This window comes from Staphylococcus pseudintermedius, from assembly GCF_034042775.1.
Classification (GTDB): Bacteria; Bacillota; Bacilli; order Staphylococcales; family Staphylococcaceae; genus Staphylococcus; species Staphylococcus pseudintermedius.
Genome location: NZ_CP120150.1, coordinates 579,901 through 606,260, shown reverse-complemented (window position 1 = coordinate 606,260; position 26,360 = coordinate 579,901). Strand labels below are relative to the sequence as shown.

General features: G+C 40.1%; 26 protein-coding genes. 5 read left to right on the top strand and 21 right to left on the bottom strand.

Translation table 11 applies throughout. The features are described 5' to 3' along the window. Positions 1-124: 124 nt before the first annotated feature. The 3 genes from P3U61_RS02520 to P3U61_RS02510 form a co-directional block, all read right to left on the bottom strand. On the bottom strand, positions 125-1,282 hold the full coding sequence (locus P3U61_RS02520; RefSeq protein ID WP_096636660.1) for an aminotransferase class I/II-fold pyridoxal phosphate-dependent enzyme: 1,158 nt from the start codon (positions 1,280-1,282) through the stop codon (positions 125-127). Between the two features lie 203 nt (positions 1,283-1,485). Further along, positions 1,486-4,638 carry an efflux RND transporter permease subunit gene (locus tag P3U61_RS02515; RefSeq protein ID WP_100007011.1) on the bottom strand — a complete coding sequence of 1,051 codons (3,153 nt, stop codon included), beginning with the start codon at positions 4,636-4,638 and terminating at the stop codon, positions 1,486-1,488. Positions 4,639-4,856: 218 nt separating this feature from the next. Further along, positions 4,857-6,137: a lipid II:glycine glycyltransferase FemX gene (locus tag P3U61_RS02510; RefSeq protein WP_037542429.1), complete on the bottom strand. Its 1,281-nt coding sequence runs from the start codon at positions 6,135-6,137 to the stop codon at positions 4,857-4,859. 116 nt (positions 6,138-6,253) lie between these two features. Here P3U61_RS02510 and P3U61_RS02505 point away from each other — a divergent pair, with 116 nt between their 5' ends. After that, entirely contained in the window at positions 6,254-6,508 is a 255-nt protein-coding gene (locus P3U61_RS02505; protein ID WP_014613200.1) for a hypothetical protein, read from the top strand. Here the strand turns inward: P3U61_RS02505 and P3U61_RS02500 are convergent. Next, positions 6,499-7,266 carry a VOC family protein gene (locus tag P3U61_RS02500; protein WP_014613199.1) on the bottom strand — a complete coding sequence of 256 codons (768 nt, stop codon included), beginning with the start codon at positions 7,264-7,266 and terminating at the stop codon, positions 6,499-6,501. The genes P3U61_RS02505 and P3U61_RS02500 overlap by 10 nt on opposite strands. Positions 7,267-7,439: 173 nt before the next feature. On the opposite strand from P3U61_RS02500, the gene P3U61_RS02495 reads away from it, so the two are divergent. Next, positions 7,440-7,886 carry a MarR family winged helix-turn-helix transcriptional regulator gene (locus P3U61_RS02495; RefSeq protein ID WP_014613198.1) on the top strand — a complete coding sequence of 149 codons (447 nt, stop codon included), beginning with the start codon at positions 7,440-7,442 and terminating at the stop codon, positions 7,884-7,886. A gap of 495 nt (positions 7,887-8,381) precedes the next feature. Continuing rightward, positions 8,382-10,253 (top strand): DUF8508 domain-containing protein, encoded by a 1,872-nt coding sequence (locus P3U61_RS02490; RefSeq protein ID WP_096536404.1) that lies wholly within the window; start codon positions 8,382-8,384, stop codon positions 10,251-10,253. Positions 10,254-10,326: 73 nt separating this feature from the next. On the opposite strand, the gene moaA is transcribed toward P3U61_RS02490, so the two are convergent. The 6 genes from moaA to P3U61_RS02460 are packed head-to-tail and all read right to left on the bottom strand — an operon-like array spanning position 10,327 to position 14,407. Continuing rightward, a complete protein-coding gene (moaA, locus tag P3U61_RS02485) occupies positions 10,327-11,349 on the bottom strand; it encodes a GTP 3',8-cyclase MoaA (RefSeq protein ID WP_037542424.1) in 1,023 nt (340 codons plus the stop codon). 16 nt (positions 11,350-11,365) lie between these two features. Further along, the gene (mobA, locus tag P3U61_RS02480) at positions 11,366-11,971 is read right to left on the bottom strand and encodes a molybdenum cofactor guanylyltransferase MobA (protein ID WP_100007012.1); all 606 of its coding nucleotides are present in this window, start codon (positions 11,969-11,971) and stop codon (positions 11,366-11,368) included. Between the two features lie 9 nt (positions 11,972-11,980). Beyond that, complete coding sequence (locus P3U61_RS02475; protein ID WP_014613194.1) at positions 11,981-12,214, bottom strand: MoaD/ThiS family protein; 234 nt, start codon at positions 12,212-12,214, stop codon at positions 11,981-11,983. Then, positions 12,211-12,669, bottom strand: coding sequence for a molybdenum cofactor biosynthesis protein MoaE (locus P3U61_RS02470; protein WP_014613193.1), 459 nt, complete (start codon positions 12,667-12,669; stop codon positions 12,211-12,213). Before P3U61_RS02470 ends, P3U61_RS02475 begins: the two co-directional genes overlap by 4 nt. Positions 12,670-12,674: 5 nt before the next feature. Next, positions 12,675-13,151: a molybdopterin-guanine dinucleotide biosynthesis protein B gene (gene mobB / locus P3U61_RS02465; protein WP_101457264.1), complete on the bottom strand. Its 477-nt coding sequence runs from the start codon at positions 13,149-13,151 to the stop codon at positions 12,675-12,677. Then, a complete protein-coding gene (locus tag P3U61_RS02460; RefSeq protein ID WP_037542418.1) occupies positions 13,148-14,407 on the bottom strand; it encodes a molybdopterin molybdotransferase MoeA in 1,260 nt (419 codons plus the stop codon). The genes mobB and P3U61_RS02460 overlap by 4 nt, the downstream gene beginning before the upstream one ends. Before the next feature lie 70 nt (positions 14,408-14,477). Between P3U61_RS02460 and moaC the strand changes: the two genes are divergently transcribed. Then, positions 14,478-14,963 carry a cyclic pyranopterin monophosphate synthase MoaC gene (gene moaC, locus P3U61_RS02455; protein ID WP_014613190.1) on the top strand — a complete coding sequence of 162 codons (486 nt, stop codon included), beginning with the start codon at positions 14,478-14,480 and terminating at the stop codon, positions 14,961-14,963. Between the two features lie 259 nt (positions 14,964-15,222). On the opposite strand, the gene P3U61_RS02450 is transcribed toward moaC, so the two are convergent. The 9 genes from P3U61_RS02450 to P3U61_RS02410 form a co-directional block, all read right to left on the bottom strand. After that, the gene (locus P3U61_RS02450; protein WP_014613189.1) at positions 15,223-15,723 is read right to left on the bottom strand and encodes a MogA/MoaB family molybdenum cofactor biosynthesis protein; all 501 of its coding nucleotides are present in this window, start codon (positions 15,721-15,723) and stop codon (positions 15,223-15,225) included. Between the two features lie 15 nt (positions 15,724-15,738). Next, the gene (locus tag P3U61_RS02445) at positions 15,739-16,743 is read right to left on the bottom strand and encodes a ThiF family adenylyltransferase (RefSeq protein WP_014613188.1); all 1,005 of its coding nucleotides are present in this window, start codon (positions 16,741-16,743) and stop codon (positions 15,739-15,741) included. 291 nt (positions 16,744-17,034) lie between these two features. Beyond that, positions 17,035-17,640: an ATP-binding cassette domain-containing protein gene (locus P3U61_RS02440; RefSeq protein ID WP_101457879.1), complete on the bottom strand. Its 606-nt coding sequence runs from the start codon at positions 17,638-17,640 to the stop codon at positions 17,035-17,037. After that, positions 17,641-18,312: a molybdate ABC transporter permease subunit gene (gene modB / locus P3U61_RS02435; RefSeq protein ID WP_037542413.1), complete on the bottom strand. Its 672-nt coding sequence runs from the start codon at positions 18,310-18,312 to the stop codon at positions 17,641-17,643. Positions 18,313-18,321: 9 nt separating this feature from the next. Continuing rightward, the gene (modA, locus tag P3U61_RS02430) at positions 18,322-19,095 is read right to left on the bottom strand and encodes a molybdate ABC transporter substrate-binding protein (RefSeq protein ID WP_101457778.1); all 774 of its coding nucleotides are present in this window, start codon (positions 19,093-19,095) and stop codon (positions 18,322-18,324) included. Between the two features lie 90 nt (positions 19,096-19,185). Beyond that, positions 19,186-20,685 (bottom strand): UDP-glucose--hexose-1-phosphate uridylyltransferase, encoded by a 1,500-nt coding sequence (gene galT / locus P3U61_RS02425; protein ID WP_065354085.1) that lies wholly within the window; start codon positions 20,683-20,685, stop codon positions 19,186-19,188. Between the two features lie 12 nt (positions 20,686-20,697). Further along, complete coding sequence (gene galE, locus P3U61_RS02420; RefSeq protein WP_096533492.1) at positions 20,698-21,690, bottom strand: UDP-glucose 4-epimerase GalE; 993 nt, start codon at positions 21,688-21,690, stop codon at positions 20,698-20,700. Between the two features lie 15 nt (positions 21,691-21,705). After that, positions 21,706-22,872 (bottom strand): galactokinase, encoded by a 1,167-nt coding sequence (locus P3U61_RS02415; protein WP_140223493.1) that lies wholly within the window; start codon positions 22,870-22,872, stop codon positions 21,706-21,708. 42 nt (positions 22,873-22,914) lie between these two features. Continuing rightward, entirely contained in the window at positions 22,915-23,949 is a 1,035-nt protein-coding gene (locus P3U61_RS02410; RefSeq protein WP_140223492.1) for a LacI family DNA-binding transcriptional regulator, read from the bottom strand. 158 nt (positions 23,950-24,107) lie between these two features. Between P3U61_RS02410 and fdhD the strand changes: the two genes are divergently transcribed. Further along, positions 24,108-24,905, top strand: a complete 798-nt coding sequence (gene fdhD / locus P3U61_RS02405; protein WP_015729530.1) for a formate dehydrogenase accessory sulfurtransferase FdhD — start codon at positions 24,108-24,110, stop codon at positions 24,903-24,905. Between the two features lie 77 nt (positions 24,906-24,982). On the opposite strand, the gene P3U61_RS02400 is transcribed toward fdhD, so the two are convergent. Further along, positions 24,983-25,756, bottom strand: coding sequence for a GNAT family N-acetyltransferase (locus tag P3U61_RS02400; RefSeq protein ID WP_131087677.1), 774 nt, complete (start codon positions 25,754-25,756; stop codon positions 24,983-24,985). Positions 25,757-25,778: 22 nt separating this feature from the next. Beyond that, positions 25,779-26,339, bottom strand: coding sequence for a biotin transporter BioY (locus P3U61_RS02395; protein ID WP_015729532.1), 561 nt, complete (start codon positions 26,337-26,339; stop codon positions 25,779-25,781). Between the last annotated feature and the right edge of the window lie 21 nt (positions 26,340-26,360).

Genomic DNA, 26,360 nt, shown 5'->3' with positions numbered 1-26,360 from the left:
ATGCATATCATGTCCATGAAGAGCTAACGTTGCGTCTCAGTCATAGCGCACCGTTAGTTTTTTGTATATAACTAAACAAAAAGGACCGATGTGACATTATGTCATGTCACCAGCCCTCTTTTTTCTATGCTTGATGATAAAGTGGCTTCAATGAGACGAGTCGCGCAATGGCTTCATCTAATTGTATTTCATCAATCGCAAAAGATAACCGCACATAGCCCTCCCCTTCTTCACCAAAAGGATGCCCCGGTGCTGCCAAAATAGATTGTTCTTGCAATAAATGTTGAATAAAGGCATCGCTGGAAAAACCTTCTGGACATTGCAACCATAAGAAAATACCCCCTTTAATGGGTTCATGCGGGATGGCTGCTTCATTCAAAGCTGCTTCTATTTTATCGCGTCTTTTCCTAAATATGTCATTTTGTTTTTTCAGTTCATAATCACATGCATTTAATGCGACCGTACATGCATCTTGTAACGCCCCGTACATGCCGGCTTGGGTATGTGTGTGATACTTCCGAAGATTCGCAATCATTTCCTCGTTACCGACCGCAAAACCAACACGATACCCGGACATATTATAACCTTTTGAAAATGAAAAAACCTCTATAGCAGATGATTTCGCACCGTCTGCTTGAAGAATACTCGGGTTCGGTTGATCGAATCCAAATGCTTGATACGCAAAATCATGCACAATTTTGATAGAAGTGTTTTTAAAACGGTCAATCGTCTCTTGGAAAAACTCAAGCGTTGCGACAGAACCAGTCGGATTGTTCGGATACGTTAAATAGATGAGTTTTGTATTTGTAGTATCCACTTCATTCCAATCTGGTATGTAATGACGTTCAGGTGATAATTTTAATGGTTTAGGTATTCCCCTTGCGAGTCGCACGCCTGCATCATAATCTGTGTAGCCTGGATCGGGTAATAACACTTCGTCACCTGGCTCAATGACACACGTCGGCAATGCAACAAGCCCATTTTTGGTGCCATACAACAAACAAACTTCTTTGTCCGGATCCAAAGTAACATTGAATTGCCGTTGATAAAAATCAACAATCGCTTGTCTAAAGGCGTCTTTCCCTTGAAAGGCTAAATATTTTTGATTGGCGGGCTTCACAATCGCTTCCTGTAACGCTTTTATAATTTCAGGGGGTGTGTCGCCATCAGGTATACCAACTGCCAAATTAATCAATGGTAATGGCCCATGTTCAATTTTTTGTCCTACTGTTTTGCCAAAATAACTGTCCGGTATTTCACTCAAAATTGTTGTATATGCCATCGTCTTCCTCCTTACAAATCTTTATTTTTATATGGAAATCGTTATACCTATAAAGAGAAAGGGCTGAGACAAAGTCATATACATATCCTGTCTCAACCCTCTTGCTTATGTTTAAGGTACTCCGTGTCTTGCCTGACGAACCGACTTATTTTATTGAGGATAATGGTTTCATCTTACATAATGAACCGCTTTACGTCAATGGTTTATGCCTTCTTTTTACGTCGTGTTAACTTCGCTTTTAACGTAAACAAAATTTCATAAATAACAGGCACGACAATAAGTGTGAGCAATGTTGATGATAACAAACCACCGATAACTGTCGCCGCAAGTCCTTTCGAAATAAGCACAGAACTGTCTTGACCGAATAACAACGGAATTAATGCACCAATTGTCGCTATCGCTGTCATTAAAATAGGCCGTATCCGTGTGCCGCCCGCTTCTAATAGCGCTTCTTTCATAGGTAAACCGGCTTTTTCATTTGTAATGACACGGTCAATAAGGACAATCGCGTTTGTCACAACGATACCAATTAACATAAGTAGACCAATCATACTTGGTACAGATAATGTTTCACCAGTTATAATTAACGCCAAAACGACACCAATAACCGTGTATGGCAGTGCGAATAAAATCGTAAATGGTGCAAGGGCCCCTTTGAATGTCAGAACAAGTACGAGATAGACGATAATGATTGCCGCTAACATCGCTATCATCAATTGTGAAAAGGCCTCTTGAATATCCTCATTCGTCCCACCTAATGACGTATGCACATCACTTGGTTTATCAAGTTCATTTAACTGTTTCATCACTTTTTGAGAAATCGAGCCAACATCTTCACCAGAAATCGTCGCCGAAACAGTGCTGACATAATCGCCACCTTTTTTCACGAGTGCATTCGGTGTGGATGTCGTTTTTAACGTCGCAATGTCACTCAACTTACGATTATCCCCAGTTGGAGAAGGAATCGGCGTATTTTCTAACTTTTCTTTCGTCCAATCCGTGTCTTTTTCTTGTTGGACAACGACATCATAAGTTTGGTTTTGATCTTTCACTTTCGAAACCGTCATATCTGGGATGTTTTGATTGAGCATCATTGCCAGTTGACCCGCTGTCATCCCTGTTTTTGCCGCTTCATTTGGATTCACTTTCACTTCATATTGTTGATACGTTTCTGTTAAATCCGACTTCACATTCGTTAAACCAGGCACTTGAGACATTTTTTGTTGAATCGCCTTCACTGTGCCTTCAATCGCTGCAGTAGACGGTCCTGTCACTTCTACATTTAACGTGTTTGACGTCGCCCCTGTACCCATATCTAAGTTTTTCCATTCACCGTCATGATGATATGTCTTAATATGTTTCAACACGCGTTCAGGTTCTTGATCAAAGTTCGGTGTATCAGAATCGTACTCGACCATTAACGCCATGTTATTCGTAGAGCCAGTGGGGTCAACAGGTGATGCGCCACCCACGGAATATTGCACGTGACGAACATGTTGATTGCCGAGCAAATATTTTTCGACTTCTTCTGCATGTGATAATACTTTTTGCTTCGTTTCACCTGGTTTAGGTGTATAGGTTAATGCCATAAACTTATCTTCACCCGTACTAATGAAGCTCGTTCCAATTTTCATACTCCCTAATGCAATACTACCAATTAAAATGACTGTACTTAAAATGATAACAGTCCATTTATGGTTTAAACTCCAATTCAATACTTTTCGATATCCTCGTCCAACTGTACCGAGCTCAGATTTCGGTTTACGTTTCAAGCCATGTTTAAAGAAAATGGAACCGAGTACTGGCACGATTGTAATTGATACAAGTAATGAAGCAAGTAAACTAAACGTAATCGCGTAAGCAAACGGTCTAAACATTTCGCCAACCGAACCTGTCACAAATGCAAGTGGTGCAAATACGACGATTGTCACTAATGTGGATGACATAATCGGAATGAACACTTCTTTCGTCGCAGATACGATGAGCCCATCTCCTGATAATGATTCGTCTTGACGTGACAGTCGGCGATAGATATTTTCGATGACGACAATAGAATCATCAATGACACGACCAATCGCAACTGTAAGCGCACCTAATGTCAGTATGTTTAATGAGACATCTGTCAATTTTAATGCCACCATTGCGATGAGTAAAGACAATGGAATCGAAACAATCGAAATCGCTGTCATACGTACATTTCTTAAGAACAACATGATGACAATCACTGCCACGATAGATCCGAGGAGCGCTTTTTCAATCATAGTATTTAGTGAATCTTTAATCGGCTTAGAAGTATCCATAATTTTGACCGATTTAAGTTCTGGATGTGCTTTCACGAAATCTTGTATCGTTTGGTTTACATCGTTAGCGACTGCAACCGTATTGGCCCCTTGCGTTTTAACGATTTGAACATCGACAGCATCTTGACCGTTCGTTCTAGAAATCGATTCACGCTCATCTGATAACTTCACTTCGGCAAGATCACTTAACGCAACCGCTTGTGCACTTTGTGGATTGTTTAAAGATACTTGACCTGACGTTGCACGCCCCCTCTCTGATGCACCCCCGTCTTGTTGTCCTTGTGCGCTATTACCTGAAGACTGTGATGCAAGTGCTAACGGAATTTGCATATTTTTGAGTGCGTCAACGGAAGCATATTGCCCATCAACGACGACAGACTTTTCTGTATCACCAAATTGGAATAAACCTAATGGAGATTCTTTTGTCGCACCTTCAATATAGTCAGACACTTGTTTCGCATTGAGCCCTGCCTTTTGGAGTTTCGCATCATCGAACTTTATCGTCACTTTACGCTCGATTTGCCCATTCACTGTGGCACGTTGCACCCCGTCAATCATTTGTAATTTCGGAATCAACTGTTCTTTAACAGCTTTGGTACTTACTTTCACATCGTCTTTGTCATGTAAAATCGAGTACGCCACGACAGGGAAAGCATTCATTGAATTACGTTTAATGTCTGACGTTTGTGCCTCGTCTGGTAAACCCACCTTTTTCAGCGCTTTTTCGATATCTTGTTCCGCTTTATCCATATCCGTACTTTCATCAAAATTGACCGTAACCATGGAGGCGTTAGATAAAGATTGTGTTTTAACACTTGTGACCCCTGCCATCCCCCGTATTTCTTCATCAATCGGGTCACTGATTTCTTTCATGACGGTTTCAGAAGTGGCACCCGGCATCGGTGTTGTAATCGTCAACATCGGTGGTTCAGTATCAGGCAACAATTCTAACCTCATTTTAAAACTTGCATAGACGCCTCCGAGTATGACAAGGAATACCATCAATAAAATGGCAAACTTGTTCGATAACGAGAAATCGATTAATTTTTTAACCACACGTATCTCTCCCTTTGAAATGACTTTGCTACATCATTATTTCAGTTCGTAAAAATGTAACCTTTCCATTGAATATATATGATACAACGACACGTTTCGTTCTATCACACTTAAAAGGTGACACGAATAAGCACCTACGAGATATGTAAATGCATAACGTCCCACCTTCTCTGTTTTCCTTTGTTGTACACTTTGGAATTACACCACGTTTAACTTATTTATGCGTTCTTTTGTCCTTTACGTTGTTGTATCGATTTGATTTGACGCACCAATTTAATTTTAAATTGTGTCAATTGCGGTTTAAATTGTTCGACCGCTTTATACACAATAGGGTTGAGTACATAGTCAAATTCCCCAATTTTCTCGCTCAAACGTGTACCCCATGCCTTTTTAAACGCCCACAAACCGTAATGACTTGAATCTTTGTCTGGATTATGATCTGTCCCTCCAAAATCATAAGTCGTCGCACCTTTTTCACGCGCAAATTGCATCATTTTAAACTGCATGTGATGGTTGGGTAAAAAGTCACGATAATGGTTAGATGAAGCACCGTAAAGATAATACGCTTTGTGGCCCGCAAACATCAGTAATGCCCCTGATAAATAAATGCCCTCTGGATGCGTCCGTTCAAGTTGTGTCATATCGTCAATGAGTGCTTGGTTTTTATTCATTTTTTGCACTGCATCTTTTAACTTATTTTGAACTTTTTTATTGTTTTGATCTTTTTCGGCTAACGTATCCATTTCAGTTTGTAAGTGTTGTTGTTCTACCTTTAACTCGGCTAAGACAGGTGTCGGTTCAAGTTTCACTAAGAACAATTCCGCGTCACCGTCGGGATGAAGCGCATCATAAATCGTTTCAAAATAAGAAACATCACGTGTTAAGAAGCCATCACGCTCACCTGTTTCTTTCATTAAATCCGCAAATATTTTCAAGTCTTCGCGACCTTTACGTTCCACTTTCGTTCCACGCTTCAATGCCAGTCTCACTTTTGAGCGATTGCGGTTTTCAAAGCTTTGAATTAACGCTTCATCTGACTGATTAATTGGGGTAATCATCGTCATACGTGGTTGAATGTAATCTTTAGCCAAGCCCTCTTTAAACCCTTTATGTTTGAAGCCCATTTTTAATAAATCTTGTACAACTGTCATCCCTTGATCAACTTCTACATCTGGGTCAATTTTAATCGTGTACGCTTTTTCACTTTGAGCAACTTGAATCGCTTCGGATAGTAACGCCTTCACCGCGACGGTATTCGTATAATCCACAACGAAACCGCGTGAAGCATAACAAAGCGTAAAAGGTGTGCGAGGAATCTTTTTAAAGAGTAATTGTCCCACACCTTTCAACTCACCGTTTTCTCCTACAGCAATACGTTTCGCATACCAACCTGTTAATTTTTTCGTATCGCCCCATTTTGTCAATTGTAGTAAATCACCATTCGGATGCGCTTTAACAAATGCATCATGTTCTTGATCGGTTATATTCATGCGTTTCATTTCTCGTTTAAAACTCCTTTTAGTTATCGTCTACTCTTATTTTCTAGTATAATCAATGACACATCCGATTGAAACGTTACAGAACAGATGTATTAATCCAAACTGGAGGTCTCGTTATGCGTCAATTGATTTTACTCTTACTCTCTATCATTAATATCATCTTTATCGTTTACACATTTGTATTTCATATCGGTATCGACTACTTAAGTTTACGCATTATCTTTGTCGCGTTTTCATTAGTTGTTGGGATATACAGTGTGCTACTCCATGAAACGAAACAACAACTCTTGCTATCAGTCATAGAAGCCATCATTGCACTGTTGCATATTGTGCTCATCATTAGTGCCGTATACAGCGTTGTTTATGCGTGAGGTGGAATAAACTGATATCTTGCGCCTCTTGTACGAAAAGCGATAGGTGCATCAATGGTTTGATCGATAAATTGAACAGCTTCTATGCCGTCTTCTTTATCTTCCATCACTTTAAACTTGATTTTTTTCGCAGGGGTTTGGAGGATTGTGTAGCGGTCTGAAGATTCAACTTCTTCCATATCAAACCATTGCTTCCAATGATCCACCATTGTTTGGCGTTGATATGTATTGACTGTAATCATATCTAAAGTCAAATGCTGATGAAAATGCTCTTGTAAATCAGCTTCTCGTGTTTCATCTGACGCGTGCCACTCTATAAAAAAGGGCATGATTACATCGAACTGATGGTTGGCTACATACAACAGTCGCCATTGAATCGTTTGTCCCTTTTTATTCTCTCTCGTCATTTCAACCGGCCCTACCGTTTCAAGCCCTCGCGCTTCAAATTGTGCTTTTAATTGTTCAATATCGTGCGTTCTAAAACAAATCTTTTTAAATCCTTGTCGATAACCATTTTCCATAATCGACGTCGCAAACGAGTGCTTGCCGACATCTGTTTTAGACTGTTGTTTCATTTTCCCTTGATGATATATATCTATCAATTCAATATAAGATAAATCGATTTGGACGAGACGATTATAAGTCCCTAAATTTTCATGTTGACCACCTGGTTGAATTTCCAAATATTTCCCAGGAAACTCGAACTGATTTAATCCATCAATGTAATGAATCACGTGATCAAATTCTATATCTATCATTTATGCGCTCACTCCCAATTCTCATGCCATAATATTATTTTACCAAATATTTGTTGTGAAATCTCGATATAACACGCACTGCATTTTTGCTTTGACAAGCAGGCATTTATCCAACAACTTTCACATGAAATGTTATAATATGCTTTAAGAACCTATTCAGAAAGGAGTCTCGTATGGAACCTTCAATATTATTTGATCATTTCACCAAACTTTACCGTCCCTATATTAAACTCGTCCACCCATTACTTGATGAACACCAACTCTATCCCGCACAATGGTTAGTGATGAAAGATATCGCAATCAATCCTGGTACAACACTCGTTCAAATTTCAAAACGCCGTTCGATTGAAAAACCGACGACGCGAAAAATTTTAAAAGCGTTAGATGCACAAGGTTGGTTATTGATTCGCCCAGGTGAAATGGATAAGCGAGAAAAGCATCTCTATTTATCTGAATCCGGTCAAGCGATCCATCAAAAGTTAAAGTTACAGATTGGCCAACTTCAGCAACAAGTAATCGAACCGCTCCAACTTTCGGACGATGAGATTGCACGTGCAACAGATATTTTAGAACAGTTGTATCAGTCGTTACTCGCACAACTTCAAAATGATGAAATGTAATATGACTTTGGAATGAGATACAAAAATTTTTGATGCTATTGATGCAGAATTCTTGTTAAACTTGCCCTCATTATTGAATTCAAGAAGTGACTGCTAGCCGTGTACACGAATTCCCACAGGAGTCTCAGCCTTCCGGGGAATCTCACATTAAATCCAGGAAAGTAAGGGCAACTTTATGAAACCATGAAAAACAATAGCATCAATTTTTTTGTCTTATTCATCCTCATTTTCGATGAGTTGATTAGTATAAAGTAAAAACAAAAAAGTAGCTAGCTATCGGGTAAACTTGATGTCTCATCTTTTTTCAACGGCTTAGATGATGTCATACCCTTTCTTTTTTTGCTGTTTATCGAAAATCGTCATTATTTTAACCCCTCAACGCCATCGTCTTTTCACGCTATTGTCTTTTTTATCAATTCATCAAATTTTTACAATATTGTTATAGTTGTTTTGGTATACTTAACGCGTAAACAATATTTTTAAGGAGGCAATCTATTGAAAAGCAAATTAATAACTTCAACTTTAGTTTTAGGTCTTCTCACGACAGGCACAATATTCCAAGATTTGGCTGCACAAGCTGAAACGACATCCTCAACACTGATTCATGATATTCAAGGTGCGGGTCATACATCACCTTTGAAAGATCAACGCGTTGAAAAAGTACCAGGTATTGTGACTTATATTTATAAGGCCAACAACTCCTATTATTTCCATCTCCAAACACCAGACGCGCAAAAAGACAACAATCCTGCAACTTCTGAAGGCATTATCGTCTTTGCCGGTAAAGAGAAACCTAACGTTAAAGTCGGTGATCTGATTCATGTTTCAGGTACGGTCCGCGAATATGCGATTGAAGGTTACGCGGAAAAACAACAAACAGATTTACCATTGACTGAAATTGATGCACGTCCAGATCAAGCGGGCCAAATCACCGTTCAAAAAACGCATCAACCTTTACCTCAACCGGTAAAAATCAAAAAAATCCCGCAACAAATCGCTTCTCCTCAACATTTTTCTGTTTTCAAACCGGATACATATGCAGTTGATTTTTGGGAAGCTTTAGAAGGCATGCGTGTAGAGTTTGGCGATGTCCGCAGTGTTGGTCCTCAAGACCACGGCGAAGTGTTTACAGTGCTCAATCAAACTCGTCGAGAAACGAAAAATGGTGGTATATTATTAAAGCCTGATAATGCCAATGGTCAACGTATCGCCTTTAAAATGAATGATGACAACAAGCGCGCACAAGATTTTAACATTGTGACGGGGGATCGCTTCAAAGGGCCTTTAATTGGTTATGTGAACTACGGTTTTCAAAATTATAAAGTCAATATCGATTTAAAAGAGATGCAACAAGCGTATGTTAAAGGGAAAGCACAACCTAAAGGAACGACATTGAAACCGTCCGAAAATAAACTGACTGTAGCATCATACAACTTAGAAAACTTTTCAAATGACGTTAAAAGTTCAAGTGATGATAAGGCACAGAAACTCGCAAATGGTATCGTTAACCATATGAAACAACCTGACATTGTCGGCGTCACAGAGGTTCAAGATAACAACGGACCGAATAAAGGCAGTTCTGATGCCTCTGCTTCATATAAACGTCTCATTCAAGCTATTAAAGATGCTGGTGGTCCGACATATCGTTATGTCAATATCGATCCCGAAAACAATGTAGATGGCGGTCAACCTGATGCTAATATTCGTGTCGGCTTTTTATACAATCCTGAGCGCGTAACATTTAATGACCACATTCCAGCGGGTGATGCCACAACGAGCGTCGCGTATGAAAACAACCAACTTACACGAAATCCCGGTCGTATCGCTCCTCAAGATCCTGCTTTTGAAGATGTACGTAAATCATTAGCTGCTCAATTTGACTTTAAAGGTCAACAAGTCATTGCGATTGCTAACCATTGGAAATCAAAACGTGGAGATGATGGTTTATTCGGCAGTCATCAACCGGTTCGATTAACTTCCGAACCACAACGCGTAGAAATCGCACATCGTATTGGTGAATTTACAGCGCAAGTTCAACAACAAAACCCTAACGCCGCCATTATTTCAGTAGGCGATTATAATGATTTCCAATGGTCAAAACCACTTAAAACTTTTGAGTCATATGGTTTAACGAACAAGGTAAAAGATGTACCTAAAAACAAGCGCTATTCATATGTCTATCAAGGTAATACGCAAACGCTCGATCACATTTTAGTATCGGAACATTTAAAACGCCAGACGAAACTTGATATGATTCACGTAAATAGCGACTTCACTGATATGGCTGGCCGTGCAAGTGATCACGACCCAATCCTCGCTCAAATTGACTTTACTAAGCAAATTAACAAGCAGAAAAAACAGAAGTAACCATTGATGCAAAAAAAGCTGGGACGATGAAATTCCCAGCTTTTTCTACTTATATCAACGGATGTTCTAAAGTTTATCCACCTATATAATTCATATTAATCTTCTTCTGCTGTCTCTTTGCTACTGTTTCTGCTGTTCGTTCATCAGAATAACGATCGTCGCGAATATGCCACAATGCTTTCAATTGTGACAAAATTTCGGCATCATCCATCCCACTTCTCAATAGCCCTCGAATATCAAAGCCGCTTCCGGTACTGAATAAGCAACCATAAAATTTACCATCTGAGGATAGACGTGCTCGCGTACAGCTCGAACAAAATGAATCCGATACACTTGTAATCAGTCCAAACTGAGCTTGACTTCCGACATGGCGATAATATTGTGCGACTTCACCATAATATTTTGGAGATACCGGTTCGATGTCAAATTCACTCGCAATCATCGCCAACATCTCATCTTTAGTGACAACTTTACTAAAATCCCAACCGTTATCATTACCCACATCCATAAATTCAATAAAGCGAATCGTGACGGCTTTATCTTTAAAATAACGGACCATTGGCAAAATTTGATGATCGTTGACACCTTTTTGAACGACAACGTTAATTTTAACTTTCAAACCAATACTGATGGCATAATCGATTTGTTCAAGCACTGTCGTCGCCTTAATATCACGGTTGTTAATCGCTTGAAATACACGATCTTCAATTGCATCTAAACTGACATTAATGCGACGTAACCCAGCATCATACAGTTTTTGACCGTGCTTTTTCAATAATAAGCCATTCGTCGTCAATCCTATATCTTCAATGCCTTCAATCTGTGTAATTTGGGCGATTAATTGATGGAGGTCACGACGTAGTAGCGGTTCACCACCCGTAATCCTCACTTTTTTAACACCTAATTGTGCATATAACTTTGTGATACGTACAATTTCTTCAAAAGATAACAATTGATTTTTCGGCAAAAATACATAATCGTCACCGAAAATTTCTTTTGGCATGCAATAATCGCAACGAAAATTACATCTATCAGTTACGGAAATGCGCAAATCGCGAATGGGTCTGCCCAATTTATCTAGTATTTGGTCTGCCATATTGCGCCTCCTTTTCTTATTTCGCTAGTTCTGCTTCTAATGCTGCCAAATCTTGTTGATAATTCACATTTTGATACCAATAGCGCGGACTCCCAATCGTATTCGCCTCTAACCAATCTGTTGATACTTGATCATACACATGTTTCATACTCAGATCATCCGACTGTAAAACATTTTCAATAATAGGCAACACACGTTTATGATAAAAAGCAATGGTCGGTATCGGACGTGCATCATCCATAAAACCGGCGACGTCTAAATGTTCTTCAATGAGATTTGCAACCATAAACTGATACAGATGGCTGATTGCTTTTTGTGTGACCATCGGCGTATCAACAGAAATGACAAAATAAAGATCCTCATCTGTATCACGGGACATCACACTATAAATACCGGCGAGTGGTCCTTTATCTCGGTGTTTCGGTTCATCTACAACGACCGTGTCATGTTGAAATTGAGAAAATAGTTGTTCATTCGTACTAATTAAAATCTCATTGAACATGTTCGTCGCTTGTAACGTTTGGACAAGTTTATGATAAAACGTCGTCCCATTAATTTTCGCAAATGCTTTCGGTGAGCCAAATCTCTCTGAATGCCCACCTGCGAGTATAATAGCTTTCATGACTAATGTTCAACCTCCACTGACTGGCGGAATCAGTGCAACCACGTCGTATGGCTGAATGAGATCTTCCGCGCGTGCAAACTCTTCATTGATTGCAACTTGAAATTTTTTCCCTTGAATGACGGGATAGGTTTGGTATAAAAGTGTTGTTAAATCAGCAACAGGCACCGCATAATCAAAATGAAATACATCTTCTGAGCGATTCACAAGTTCTTTAATTTCTGCAAAGTATAACACCTTCACGTTGAAAGTCCTCCTTTATTGACAGCATCGTCGTGATAACCACGTTGATGACCTTGCCATTCTGCGCCATCTTCCCAAATTTCTTTTTTCCAAATTGGGACGACCTCTTTAATCCGTTCAATCGCATATTCATTTGCAGCATAGGCATCTTTACGGTGAGGTGATGATACGCTAATACAAACTGCAATATCAGAAATTTGAAGCGCACCAATACGATGACCTATCGCAATGATGGTACCAGGCCAACGCTCCGTTATTTCATCACCAATTTGCGCTAGTTTCTTTTCAGCCATAGGAACATACGCTTCATATTCTAAATACTCTGTGCGGACACCTTTCGTCCATTCACGGACATGCCCTGTAAACACAACCACCGCGCCTTGTTTTTCATTTAATGTGTATGCGCGGTATTTTTCTGGTTCTAACGGTTGTGTTGTCACTTCAAATTGTTTCAACCCAATCACCCTTCGTTCATTTCTATCCACTCAGTGAGCCACGCAAATAACGCATGCTCATCTGACGTTGTAGCATCTCTTTTAATTGCAAATTTCACATTCGACAACTGTTGAAGTTGCGCATATTCTGCTTCATTGCGATACACAATCACTTTATCGTAATGTTCATGTTTGTAACCTTCAACGAATATGATACTTTTTTTAATGGTAACACATTCATCAATTAAAGTCCGTAACGGCATTTCATCAGCACTTTGGACACTTTCAATATACCGGTGGCCTTGCACAATACTTTGATCCGCTCCAGCATTAAAATGGCGCATATGATCCAAATGGTCAGCCGGCAACTTAATGTCCTCTCCAGCATGACCATGGTGTTTGATCGTTACCACAGCATAGCCTAAACGTTTCACATATGCCACTAACTTTTCCATAAGCGTGGTTTTACCAACATCTTTAAACCCTACCACTTGTATAATCATAAGCTACTCTCACGTTGATACGCTTCTGATGATGTTAATATCACTTGTACGTCATGACCTTGTTCAAATCCACGTGTACCTCCTGGTAAAACAATCATGGCATTACTATGCGCAATGGACACAACTGCACCTGACTTGTTGAAACCTGATGGACGTACTGTCGCTTCACGTCCTGTGAGTACTACATTGGCACGAATAAAACGTGTAAATGGATTCGCCTTTTTAAAGTCTTCCATCAACGTCGCACGCACCATACTTGGATAACATTTTTCAGCATGCATCATGTGGTACATTGCTGGTTTAACAAATAATTCAAAGCCAGAATAACAAGCTGAAGGATTTCCCGACAAGCCGAATAAATATTTGCCTTCTGATACTGCGACAGTCGTTACACTACCTGGTCTCATCGCAACTTTATTAAATAACACATCAGCGTTTAATGCCTTATAAATATCTGGTAAATAATCAAAATCTCCTACCGACACACCACCTGTTGTTATGACAATATCGTGTTCATCAAATGCTTTTTTGACGACAGCTAAACTACTGTCAAAGTCATCTTGTTGAATTTTATATAGTTCAGCTTCAATACGTTCTTTACGCAATAATGCATCAATCATCGGTCCGTTTGAATTACGAATTTTACCTGGTTCTAACGGAGCATCGATATCAACGAGTTCGCTACCCGTCGCAATGATGGCTACTGTCGGTTTTTGAAATACAGGAACGTCAACATAACCAAAAGTGGCCAGAACTGCAACAACGCCCGCATTAATCCGTTGACCTTTCGTTAAAACAACATCACCCGTCGCAGTTTCTTCACCTTTTATTGACACATTTTCGAGTGACTCAAACGGCTTACGAATCGTAAAACCTTCTGCAGTTTCCACCGTTTGTTCGAGCATGATAACGGCATCTGCACCTTGTGGCATTTCAGCACCTGTCATGATACGTACGGCTTGTCCTGCTTCAAGTTGCTTCGTCGACACACTACCTGCACCGATATGGTCAATTACTTTAAATTGGATACGGTTGTCACTCGAAGCACCGACAGTATCGACACTTCTCACCGCAAAACCATCGTAAGGGGATTTATCAAAACGCGGAATATCATATGTGGCAACGATATCTTCGGCGAGTATGTAACCTTCACTTTCATAGATGTTCACTGTCGTCGTTTTCATCTCGATATTTTGTTTCATAACACGTTGTATCGCTTCCGACACGGGGATAGGATGTCTTTTTTCTACTGGCATGATGAACCACTCCTAACAAAATGAAAAATTCATGCTATACTATCCTTGCATTCAAGTAAGGAGGAATAACATGTCTGAATTTACACACCTTAATGCACAAGGTCATGCAAAAATGGTAGATGTTTCTGACAAACAAGTCACGAAACGTACAGCCATCGCACGTTCAAGCATTCAAGTTAATACCACGATTTATGAACAAATTACGCAAAATACTAACAAAAAAGGAAATGTTTTAAATACCGCACAAATCGCAGGGATTATGGCAGCTAAAAATACGTCGTCTATTATTCCAATGTGCCATCCGTTAGCACTGACAGGGATTGATGTCGATTTTGATTGGGACACTTCTGAAAAGCAATACATTTTGCACATTACAACGACAGTGTCTACAAACGGCAAAACCGGTGTGGAAATGGAAGCCTTAACTGCCGCTTCTGTCACTGCGTTAACCATTTATGATATGTGTAAAGCCGTTGATAAGGGAATGGTCATCGGTGAAACTTACCTGGTTCAAAAAACGGGCGGTAAATCCGACTTCAATCGCACATCCGACTAAATCGCATCCATCTGTAAACGGACGGGACATCATTACTTTTGCAACTTTACTATGCTAAATGAAAAGTGCTATATGGAATGAAAAATCAAATACGATATGATTAGGCTGAAATTTTTGTCGTTTTTTCTTTTCAAAAGTTTGCCCTAATTGATTTACAGTTTTTGATATTCAATTGCTAAAATGGGCGAGATTCTTGATGGAATACGTATCTATAGTGGCATTTGTAGCATTCAAAATAGTTGTCAATAAGGGCATGCCTTTATTTATTCATTTCATAAACTAAATGTGTGAGTTCTGGTAATATGAGTCGATTCAGCGCTAATTTTACAGCACCTGTTGATCCTGGCAAGCAAAAGATTAACGTTCGTTTCGCTGTACCTGCAACAGCTCGAGATAACAAGGCACGTGTCCCGACATCTTCTGTAAAGCTTAAATAACGAAACAACTCACCAAATCCTTCAATTTCCTTATCTAATAAAGGTGTGACTGCTTCAATCGTCACATCTCTCGGTGCAATTCCTGTTCCGCCAGTCGTCACAATGACATCGACATCTCCCGTAAGCCATTGTTGCACTGTTGACTGAATGGCAGTCAGTTCATCTTTAACAATCATATAATGTTGAATTTCCACTTCAAAATCTGCCGTTTGTAATAATGTTTGAACGCTTTGACCGCCTTTATCTGTCTCAGTCGTTCGTGTATCGGAAACGGTCAATACTGCACAACGGATAGGTCGCTCTAGTTTAACGTTCGTATGCATGGAATCACTCCTTCATTAGCCGAATAATTTATGTATCATCACTTGTGCTGCGTCAATATCTTTTAAACCGTGAATGAGCAGACGACCATCTTGAAAAGCGACAATACGTGAATTTTCAAATTTAAATTGTAATAAATAGCCGTTGGACTTGTAGGGCATCTCTCGCGCATCTAAAAATGACTTTAATCGTTCAAACGTCAGTTCTGGATGATGATATTGTATCGTATCGCGACCACATAAAGCGGCATAAGTAGACGTTCGTGCATTTAAATACGGATAGCTCGGTTGATGACCACACGTTGGGCAAGCTTCACGCTGCAACCGTCGCATGCCAAACGCAAAATGTGTCCCCTCCCATATATCGCCATAAGTTAATTTAGGTTCAAATGGAGTCTCGGTTAAAATTTTAAAGGCGTCTCTCAACTGAAAACTTGTCGTCATCGTGACAGCTGGTTGAATGACCCCTACCGTATCACAAGTGAGGTTGAGAGAGGGTATTTGTGGAACTAAACATTGAAAACAAGGCGTTTGTCCAGGAATAAATGGTGCTGAAACATAGGTACTTTGTACGACGCCGCCATAAATCCAAGGCACCCGATAATAATACGCTGCGTCATTGATGAGCATGCGTGTTTCAAAATTGTCTGTCGCATCCAAAATTAAATCAACTGTCGGCACATGTGTTTCTAAAAAATCACGATCCACATGTGCAATGTAAGCCTCAATGTGTACATCACGACGTATCGCTTGGAGCATGTCTTTTGCGGCCATCACTTTCGGTACACTTTCATCCGCATCACGTTCCGTAAATAACGTCTGCCGTTGTAAATTAGAATGCTCGATATAGTCACGATCCACAATGATGAGCTTCCCGATTCCTGCGCGCACTAATCCTTCCGCAAGATGTGTGCCTAATGCGCCCATACCTATAATGAGTATAGCTTTCGCATTGATTTTCTGTTGCCCCCCCGGCCCTATTCCTTTGTATAAAACTTGCCTAGAATATCGTTCTTCACCCATCATCATAATCCTCTCCACAATACTATTTTCAATTATACGGATTTTTCGAAAGGGACTCAACGGATTGAAACGGCTGATTCCCCTATTCATCGCAAGGTAAAACGATGAAATCGTAAGTGCTGATTCCCTATATATTAAAGCAGCGAACCAAAGTAGTTACAAGCATGCCTTTGATCCGCTTTTAAAATGATTTTTATTTTCTACTATGTTGATGTCTTATCTGAACAACTGAGCCTCGCAGTTCCTAAATCTACCACATTTTCACATGTACTACGTTGACATCAGGGGGTCTCATTCTATCACAATGACTTCATCAGCTAATGTGTCTGCCTCCCATTTCGAATGTGTCACAAAAATGATTGGAATATGCCACTCATCAAAAACCTGCTTCACCAAGTCCATGCTTTCTTTGCGCGTCCCTTCATCCAAACTTGAAAATGGCTCGTCTAATAATAATATTTCTGGGCGCATACTTAATGCTCTTGCTAGTGCGACACGTTGCTTTTCCCCACCCGAACAACGCTCTGGATAAACATGCTTCAAATGTTCGATATTCAAATGTTTCATCAAATCTGCAATATGTGTGTTCAAGCGTGTCATAAAGGTAATATTGTCCAACACGGTCATATGCGGAAACAATTGATAGTCTTGAAACAAATAACCGATATGACGTTCGCGAATAGGAACGTGTCGCTGTTGCTCCGTATCAGTCAATACACGTCCATTAATTTCAATTTTGCCATAATCTGGATTACAAATACCTGCAATGACGTTCAATAAAGTCGTTTTCCCAATCCCTGACACACCTTGAATAGCATAAATTTTGGGTTGATTACTTTGAATTTGAATACCGATGTGACGTTCGTTAATGGTCATGTTGATTTGAAGGTTTAACAATTAATCCACCTCACGATAACGCTCTTGATTCATCATATTCATTGTTCCTATGATACTAATTGCAAAAGACACTAAAACGAGTACCCATAGCCATGCTTGATGTTCTCTACCCTGTTGAACGAGAAAGTATATTTCTAACGGCAACGTATTGGTTTTACCAGGAATGTATCCCGCAATCATGAGGGTCGCCCCAAATTCACCAATCGCACGTGCAAAGGCAAGCATCGTTCCTGAAATGATGGCACGTTTCGACAAAGGTAACGTGATTTTGAAAAATATTTTTCGTTCAGAAGCCCCCATCGTTCGAGCAGTATTCAGCATACGCGGGTTGATATTGCGAAAACCTTGGACCGTATGTTGATACATGAGCGGGAAACTGACGATGACTGAGGCCACAACAGCTCCAACCCATGTGAACACGACTTTAATCCCTAAAATGTCAGTAAGGAGATGCCCCACAGGATGGTCCACCGAAAAAAACATGAGTAGTAAAAAGCCTAATACGGTCGGTGGTAAGACGATAGGTAGCAGTATAATACTTTCAATCAGATGTGTCCATTTCGATTTTCTATAATACATGATACGTGCGAGTGTTATTCCAAGGATAAATACGATAACTGTACTCACGAAAGCCACTCTAATGGATATCCAAAAAGGCGTTAAGTCAGGCATAACAATCACCTATTTTTCAAAATGATAATCTTTTAAAATACGTTGTGCAGTGTTACTTTTCATAAAATCATACCAAGCATTTGCCGCTTCAGTATCAGTCGCAGTACCCATGCGATAAACAATTGGTGTCTTTAATGGCGCGTCCAAAACTTTTTCTACGCCATCATGCGGTGTTTTACCGACGTATAAATCTGTTTGATAGACAAAACCGAGCTGTGCATTTCCTTTCTTGACATAGTTTAACACTTCTCGCACGTCTTTCGCATACACGATATGATTTTCAACTGATGACCACTTGTTTTGATCTTCTAAATAGGTTTTCGCATATTTCCCTGCTGGCACGGATTTTACCTCACCGATTGCTAGCTGATCGTTATCTCCCAGTTGATCAATGCTTTGAATGTCACTGCCTTTGCGACGGATTAATACCAATTTGTTATGTGCGTAATCATATGTATGTCGCACTTTCCCTTTTTCTTTTAACATATCGACGTCTTTCGTATTCGCTGACATGAACACGTCCACAGGCGCCCCTTTGTCAATTTGTTCACGTAATGCACCAGAACCACCATAATTAAATGACACACTAATGTTGGGATGTGCTTTGTGGAACTCTTTTTCTAATACTTTCGTTACATCTGTTAAACTTGCTGCCGCAGAAATGACCAATGGTTGTTCGGATGTCGATTTTTTATCATCCGACTGCGTACCTTTTTGCCCACACGCAGATAAAATGACAGCGAAAAGCCCGATAACCATTAACAAGCCAACCCACCTTTTCATATGTCGCACCTCCTCAATTGCTTTTTTACGTTAAAAATACGCTCGAAATCAGTATATCAAATTTCGAACGTATTTTGAGTCGATTCCTATTTAGTTTTTAACATTTAACGTTGCAATAAAACGTTGAAAGGCAACTTGACCCGCTTCATCTCTTTTAAAGACCCCTGCATCTTGAAGGACGCGTTCAAATTTATAACCGACTTCTTGACGCACAATCGCTTCTGCATCATCCGTACCAAAGTCATACTCTTCTTTCATGTCTTGTGCCCATGCAGTATGCACACCAAGGTCTACCGTTTCATCGCCATTTAAAAATGCAATCACATTTTGCAATTCATTTTTTAAACGTCCCGGTAAAATCGCTGTTCCCATCACTTCGATTAAACCAATGTTCTCTTTTTTAATATGTTGAACATCTTGGTGCGGATGGAATAGACCGTCCGGAAACTCTTCTGTACGCTGATTATCACGTAACACGATATCCATTTCGTATCGGCCATCACGGAATCTCGCAATCGGTGTCACCGTATGATGACGTTCTCCTGAATCACTATACGCTTTCACTTGCACACTCGCATCACTGTAACTCTCCCATTGATGACGTATCCATTCGCTTGCCTCAATTAACTGTTCCGTATCTGTCGCCATTAAACGAATGACACTCATCGGCCATTTGACGATACCAGCGTGTACAGTTGGAAAGTCCTTTAATTCAAAGGCGCGTTCGATTGGTGCCAGTGCCATTGGAAAAGTATGGCGTCCTGCTTGATAATGGTTGTGCGATAATATCGAACCACCAACAACAGGAATATCGGCATTCGATCCAATCGTATAGTGTGGAAATTGCTTTACGAAATCAAGCAAGTTTTCAAATGTTGCTTGATTGATTAACATCGGTGTATGTTCACGAGATAACAAAATGCTATGCTCATTAAAATACAGATACGGAGAATATTGAAACCCCCATGCTTCACCATTAATTTGCATTTGCACAATACGATGATTCGAACGTGCCGCAGAAGTCATCGTGCCATAGTAGCCTTCATTTTCCATACAAATCGCACACTTTGGATAAAAGGACTCAGGTGCATTTTTCTCTCGCTCAATTTGTTTTGCATCTTTTTCAGGTTTTGATAAATTGATCGTAATCTCAAAATCACCATACGCTGTCGGCACGTGATAAACGATATTTTTCGCAATCGCTTCTTCTTTAATGTAATGATTCAGATGGCTCAGTTGATAAAAATAATCTGTCGCTGCTTTTGGCGAAAGTTGATAACGCTTATAAAATTCACGATTTACTGTCGAAGGTTTCGGCGTGATTAAATCCATCAAAGTCGCTTCTAACTGTTCACGCGCTGACAAAATATCTTCAAACGCTCCTCGCTCAATTGCATCTTCAATGAGTAAATTCACGATTTCAATCGGCGCTTGCGGTTGAATGTCATGTTCAGTGTCTAAAAGTGCAATATCGTCTGCCTTTAAACGTGACAAAATTTGGTTGACGACATAAATACGGTCCCCCGCTTCATAGTCACCATACGCAATAATAGCATCTGCAAATTGATACACATGTGCTGCGTTTGCCATAATGAACCTCCTTTAGACATTTTCGTAGCCATTCGGGTGTTTTTGGTGCCATTCCCAAGCAGTACGGATAATTTCATGAATATCATCATGTTGTGGTTGCCACTTCAATAACGCTTTCGCTTTATCACTTGAAGCGACTAATTTACTTGGATCACCCGCACGTCTTGGTGCAACAACTGCCGGAATGTCTCGACCCGTCACTTCGCGTGCAGCATTTAAAATTTCTTTGACTGAGTATCCGTGATTTGTCCCTAAATTGAACGCACCACTTTCACCACCCGCTTTTAAATAATCGTACGCCAAAATATGTGCTGAAATTAAATCTGTAACATGTAAATAGTCTCGAATTGGCGTTCCGTCTGGTGTATCGTAATCATCACCAAACATTTTCAATTCATCACGTTGACCTAATGCGACTTGAAGGACAACAGGAATGAGGTGGGTTTCTGGATGATGATCTTCACCAATCGCACCGTTTTCTTTAGCCCCTGCAACATTAAAGTAACGTAACGCAGCGTAGTTCACACCATACGCTTCATGACACCACCGCATCATTTTTTCCATCACAAGTTTACTTTCACCGTAAGGACTCGTTGGTAATTTTTGTGACGTTTCAACAATAGGAACTGCTTCAGGTTCCCCGTAAACTGCAGCTGTTGAACTAAAAATAATATGTTGAACATCATGTTCTCGCATCACTTCAAGTAACACTTGCAATCCATAAACATTGTTGTTGAAATATTCAAGTGGATATTCTACTGATTCACCGACTAACGAATAGGCACAGAAATGGAACACGCCCTCAATGTCCTCTTTTTCGAAAACGTCATTTAAAAATTCGCGATTACGGACGTCCCCTTCATAAAAACGCGCATCTGCATGAACCGCTTCACGATGTCCTTTGACTAAATTATCAACGACAACGACATCATAACCGGCTTCAACTAATTGATCGACACAGTGGCTTCCGATATAACCCGCACCACCTAATACAAGCATAGACATACTCCATACACTCCTTTATTTTTCCTCTAAAGTACGTACACCGTTTGCGATATCCACATGATAGAACGACGGTGCATACCCTACCGTTTCCGTATATACTTTAGTCACCTTTGCTTCGAGGTCAACAATTTTATCTTTGTGTACTAGCGCAATCGCACATCCTGCAAAGCCTGCACCTGTCATACGTGCCCCTAACACACCGTCGACTTGTTGTGCCGCTTCTGCTAATGTATCTAACTCTAATCCTGTCACTTCATAATCATCTTTTAGTGACGCATGAGACGCATTTAACAATTGACCAAACGCTTCGAAATCATGTGCTTGTAATACTTCGTACGCTTTTTTTGTACGTTCATTTTCTGAAATGGCATGTTTCGCGCGGCGTCGAAGCACATCATCATCAATTTTGTCTCCATATTTTTCAAATTGTGCTACTGAAATCTCACCTAGTGATTGCACATCAAGATAATTTTGTAATTGAGCTAATGCACGCTCACATTCACTTCGACGTTCGTTATATTTCGACTCTGCAAGTTCTCGGCGTTTGTTTGTATTCATAATCGAGATTTTGTAATCACCAAACTCTGTCGGTACGTAGTGATACTCTAACGTATTCGTATCTAACAAAATCGCATGGTCCTTTTTACCAAATCCGACAATAAATTGATCCATAATCCCTGAATTCACACCGATAAATTCATTTTCGACACGTTGTCCCATTTTCACGAGTTCAAGGCGCTCCATTTCAATACCGAATAAAGTCGTCACAAGGTGTCCTGTTAATAACTCGATAGACGCAGATGATGATAAACTTGCGCCATTCGGGATGTTACCTTCAACAACGATGTCAAAGCCACGGTTAATCTCCGGAAATTGCTCAACTAAATAACGAATCATTCCTTTTGGATAGTTCGCCCACTGATGTTCAGCATTGTAATCTAAATGGTCTAGATCGAACGCCATCACACCTGCTGATTCAAAATTCACTGAGTAAAGTTGAATCTTACGGTCGTCACGTAAACGCCCAACACCATATGTTCCTAATTCGATTGCTGCTGGAAATACAAAGCCACCATTGTAATCTGTATGTTCGCCAATTAAATTGATACGCCCTGGTGCAAAAGCTGACAATGTTGGTTCTCCGTTAAAAATATTTTTAAATGTTTGAGTTAGGTTTTGCATATCTCACACCCCAAAGTCTTTATAGTAAACAACAAATACAGTTTACTGTTTATCCTTTTGACTGTCAACTGAGACCGCTTTCAAAAAACTTTCCCGATAGTTTAAATACGTATTCAACTGCATATGAATCGCGACTTGACGTTGTCCTTTCATTTGATCTTGTGCTAAACGCACCGCTTGACGGCCAAACTCCTCAATAGGAATACGAACGCTTGAAATCATCGGCGCTGTATATTGCGTTATTTCAGAATCATTAAAGCTGACTAGTTGTACGTCTTCAGGTACACGTATTTGCGCTTGTTGTAACCCTTGCAATACGCCTACTGCAAGCACATCATTGCCAGTAATGACGACTTGTGGTAGCGCGCCAGACTGTGCAATTCGTTGCCCTATTTCTAGGCCATTGTGACGCTCCCAATTTGACGGATAATAAAGTTCTTCTGCATTTGTTTGTGCACACCAATCAATATAGGCGCGTTGTCTCGCATCAGCAACCGTATCATGCGTTTGACCCACATCACGCACCTTTGTTTCTCCACCAACGTATGCCACTTTGCGGACATGTTGCTGTTGAAGTGATTCGAGTAACACTTGCATGCTGTCATATAAATCAGAAGAAACCGTATCGATATGGTTCGGTGCATCGATTTGATTAATTAAAATAAGCCGTGCATTATATGTATAAAGCTGTTGAATCACTGATTGTTTAAATGGTCCAATGACAATTACAGACCCCGCCTTTTCCACTTGTTGCAGTTGTTCAATCGACGTCAATGTATTCGTTCGAATCGTTTTCTTCAGCGTTAAATTCAAATGCTTCACTTCTTTTTCAATCGCTAATCGGAGTTCTCGATAATACGGGTCAATCATTTCTTTTTCTTTTGACGCATGTGTCACAATTTGGATTTGCCGTGTCAGACGCTTTTGTTTTGTATAATTACGTGCATTGGCAATTTCGATAATGCGCTGTCTCGTCTTTGTTGCAACAGAAAGCGAAGGATCCTCATTCAATACACGCGACACCGTACCAGGACTTACACCTGCCTCTTTCGCAATCTCTCTAATACTCGCCATCATTCAACCTACTCTCTTCATTTGTTTACTACAGTTTACTTCTTTTGTTTTTTCTTTTCAACTCTCTTCATATTTCAAATTCTGTTAATATCATTGCAGAAAGTTTAAAATTGAAATATACATAAAAGCATTTGTACGTTTTTTGAAAGGAGGTTGTACCATTGAGTCCTGACTTTAAAACGAACCAACCGATTGTACGTTTTGAAAATGGTGTTTTATTTGAAACAGAAGATGATTATGTGACAGAGGTGCCGCTCACAATCATGGTGAACCGAGAAGAATTTGCGACAGTCATTTGTAGCCCCAATCAATTGGAAGAACTAGTGCTCGGATTTCTCGCTTCTGAAGGGGTCATTTTAAAGCGAGATGAGTTAAAATCGCTTGAAATTGATGAACGGCGTGGGTATGCGCACGTAGAAATCACATCGTCTATACATGATCGTGTGCAACTTTCAACGAAACGCCTTGTCGCTTCATGTTGTGGGAAGAGCCGAGAGTTTTATTTCCAAAACGATGCCGCCATTGCGAAAACATCAATGTCCAACCTTCAATTGACACCTTCTCAAATTTTAAGCATGATGGCACGTTTACAAGCGCAAAGTCGTGTCTTTAAAGCAACAGGGGGCTTACATAACGCAGCCATTAGTGACGGCAATGCATTTTACATTCATCGTCAAGATATAGGGCGGCATAATGCACTCGATAAACTTTACGGCTACTGTATTCAACGACATATTGGGGTGCGGGATAAGGTACTCATTTTTAGCGGGCGTATCTCCTCAGAAATTTTAATCAAAGCCGCTAAAATCGGTGTCGGTATGATTATTTCTAAATCTGCCCCGACGACATTAGCAGTGCAACTTGCCCATGATCTAAACATTACTGCAATCGGTTTCGTGCGTGACGATTACTTTAACATTTACAGTCATCCAGAACGTGTCAAACAAGCAGAAATGTAAAAAACAGGCGCTGATGAGAGCTGTCTCACCATCCGCCTGTTTATTTTCATTTCTGTTGTCATGTGCGAGTACCCCCATCAATACGATACTGAAACTGTTAATTCCTTCAGGGCACTATACTGAAAACTAACAAATGTATAACCTTGTTTCATATACATTTCTCTCGCTGTATCTTCAGCATCAGCAACTAAAATGACCGGACGTTCACGCGCGATTTCCCCCATAAACGCCTGCATCCGTGAGCCCACGCCACGTCCACGCGCTGCTTCAGCTACTGCAAAACCATCCAGTTCCACCGTTCGCTCCGTTTCAATCACATTCATAATGCCAACAGGTTGTGCATTTTCATAAGCGATATAAGGTTGGAGCGCACGCGTGTCTTTTTTCAAATTCGTTAGCAATGCCTGCGCACTTTCTTTAATATAATCTGCGCCAAATTGAATAGAGAGTGGCTCATAGACGTGCATGTAATCTGCCATGTTCTTTATTGTCACAGGTTCTATCTCAAGACTCGGTCCAGTCAACTGACGTAAATCTGCTGCCTCAATCATATACAGCTCAAGATTACCGACTTGAAAACCTTCAGCACGTAAAAGTTGCATGATATCTATGTTCGGTTTGACGTTTTCTGGAAATTCAAATTTGAGATGTGTCAACACACCATGGTCAGCATGAAGTGATTGTTGCCGTTTCATATCTTCTTTAAACTGAGTCACATCCGGCATTTGATGATATACCCACTTATTATTATCATAAGTCAGAGGTGTCGTTGGCGTCATATAAATCGTTACGTCGTCATCTTTAGAATAAATATCCCCTTCACTGTAAATATCACTCATCTGAACTTCCATTTACATCCCCTACTTTCAAGGTTTATTTTGCTAATTGTTGCATAATTCTTGACACCACAGGATTGTTAAACAGTGCGATTGCAATGAGTGATGCTATAGCTGCTTTAACTAAGTCACCCGGTAAAAATGTTAATGATAAATAGATCGCTTTAGACAATGGCATATGAATCACAAAGCCCATCACGATGGCACCGACTAAGTCTAATAACACCACCCCGAAGATAACAATAATCGCAAAAGTACGTTTAAAATCTAATGTTTCAAAATATTTATCACGCATCCAACCAATTAAAAATGCGGCGATAGGATACATGATTAAAAAGCCGACACTCGGTCCAACGAAGACACCATAACCACCACGTCCGCCTGAAAGCAATGGCGCACCCATGAATACAAGTAATAAAAATACGATAACACTTAATGTGCCATAACGGCGTCCTAACAAAATACCTGCCAAAAAAATCCCAACGTTTTGGAGCACAATCGGTACAGGGATAAATGGTAAAGGAATAGCTGGAATAAAACCCATGACCGCGATAATGGCAGTCATTAATGCTGTATAAACTAAAAATTTCGTGTTCAAAATCTTTTTCCTCCTAAAAAT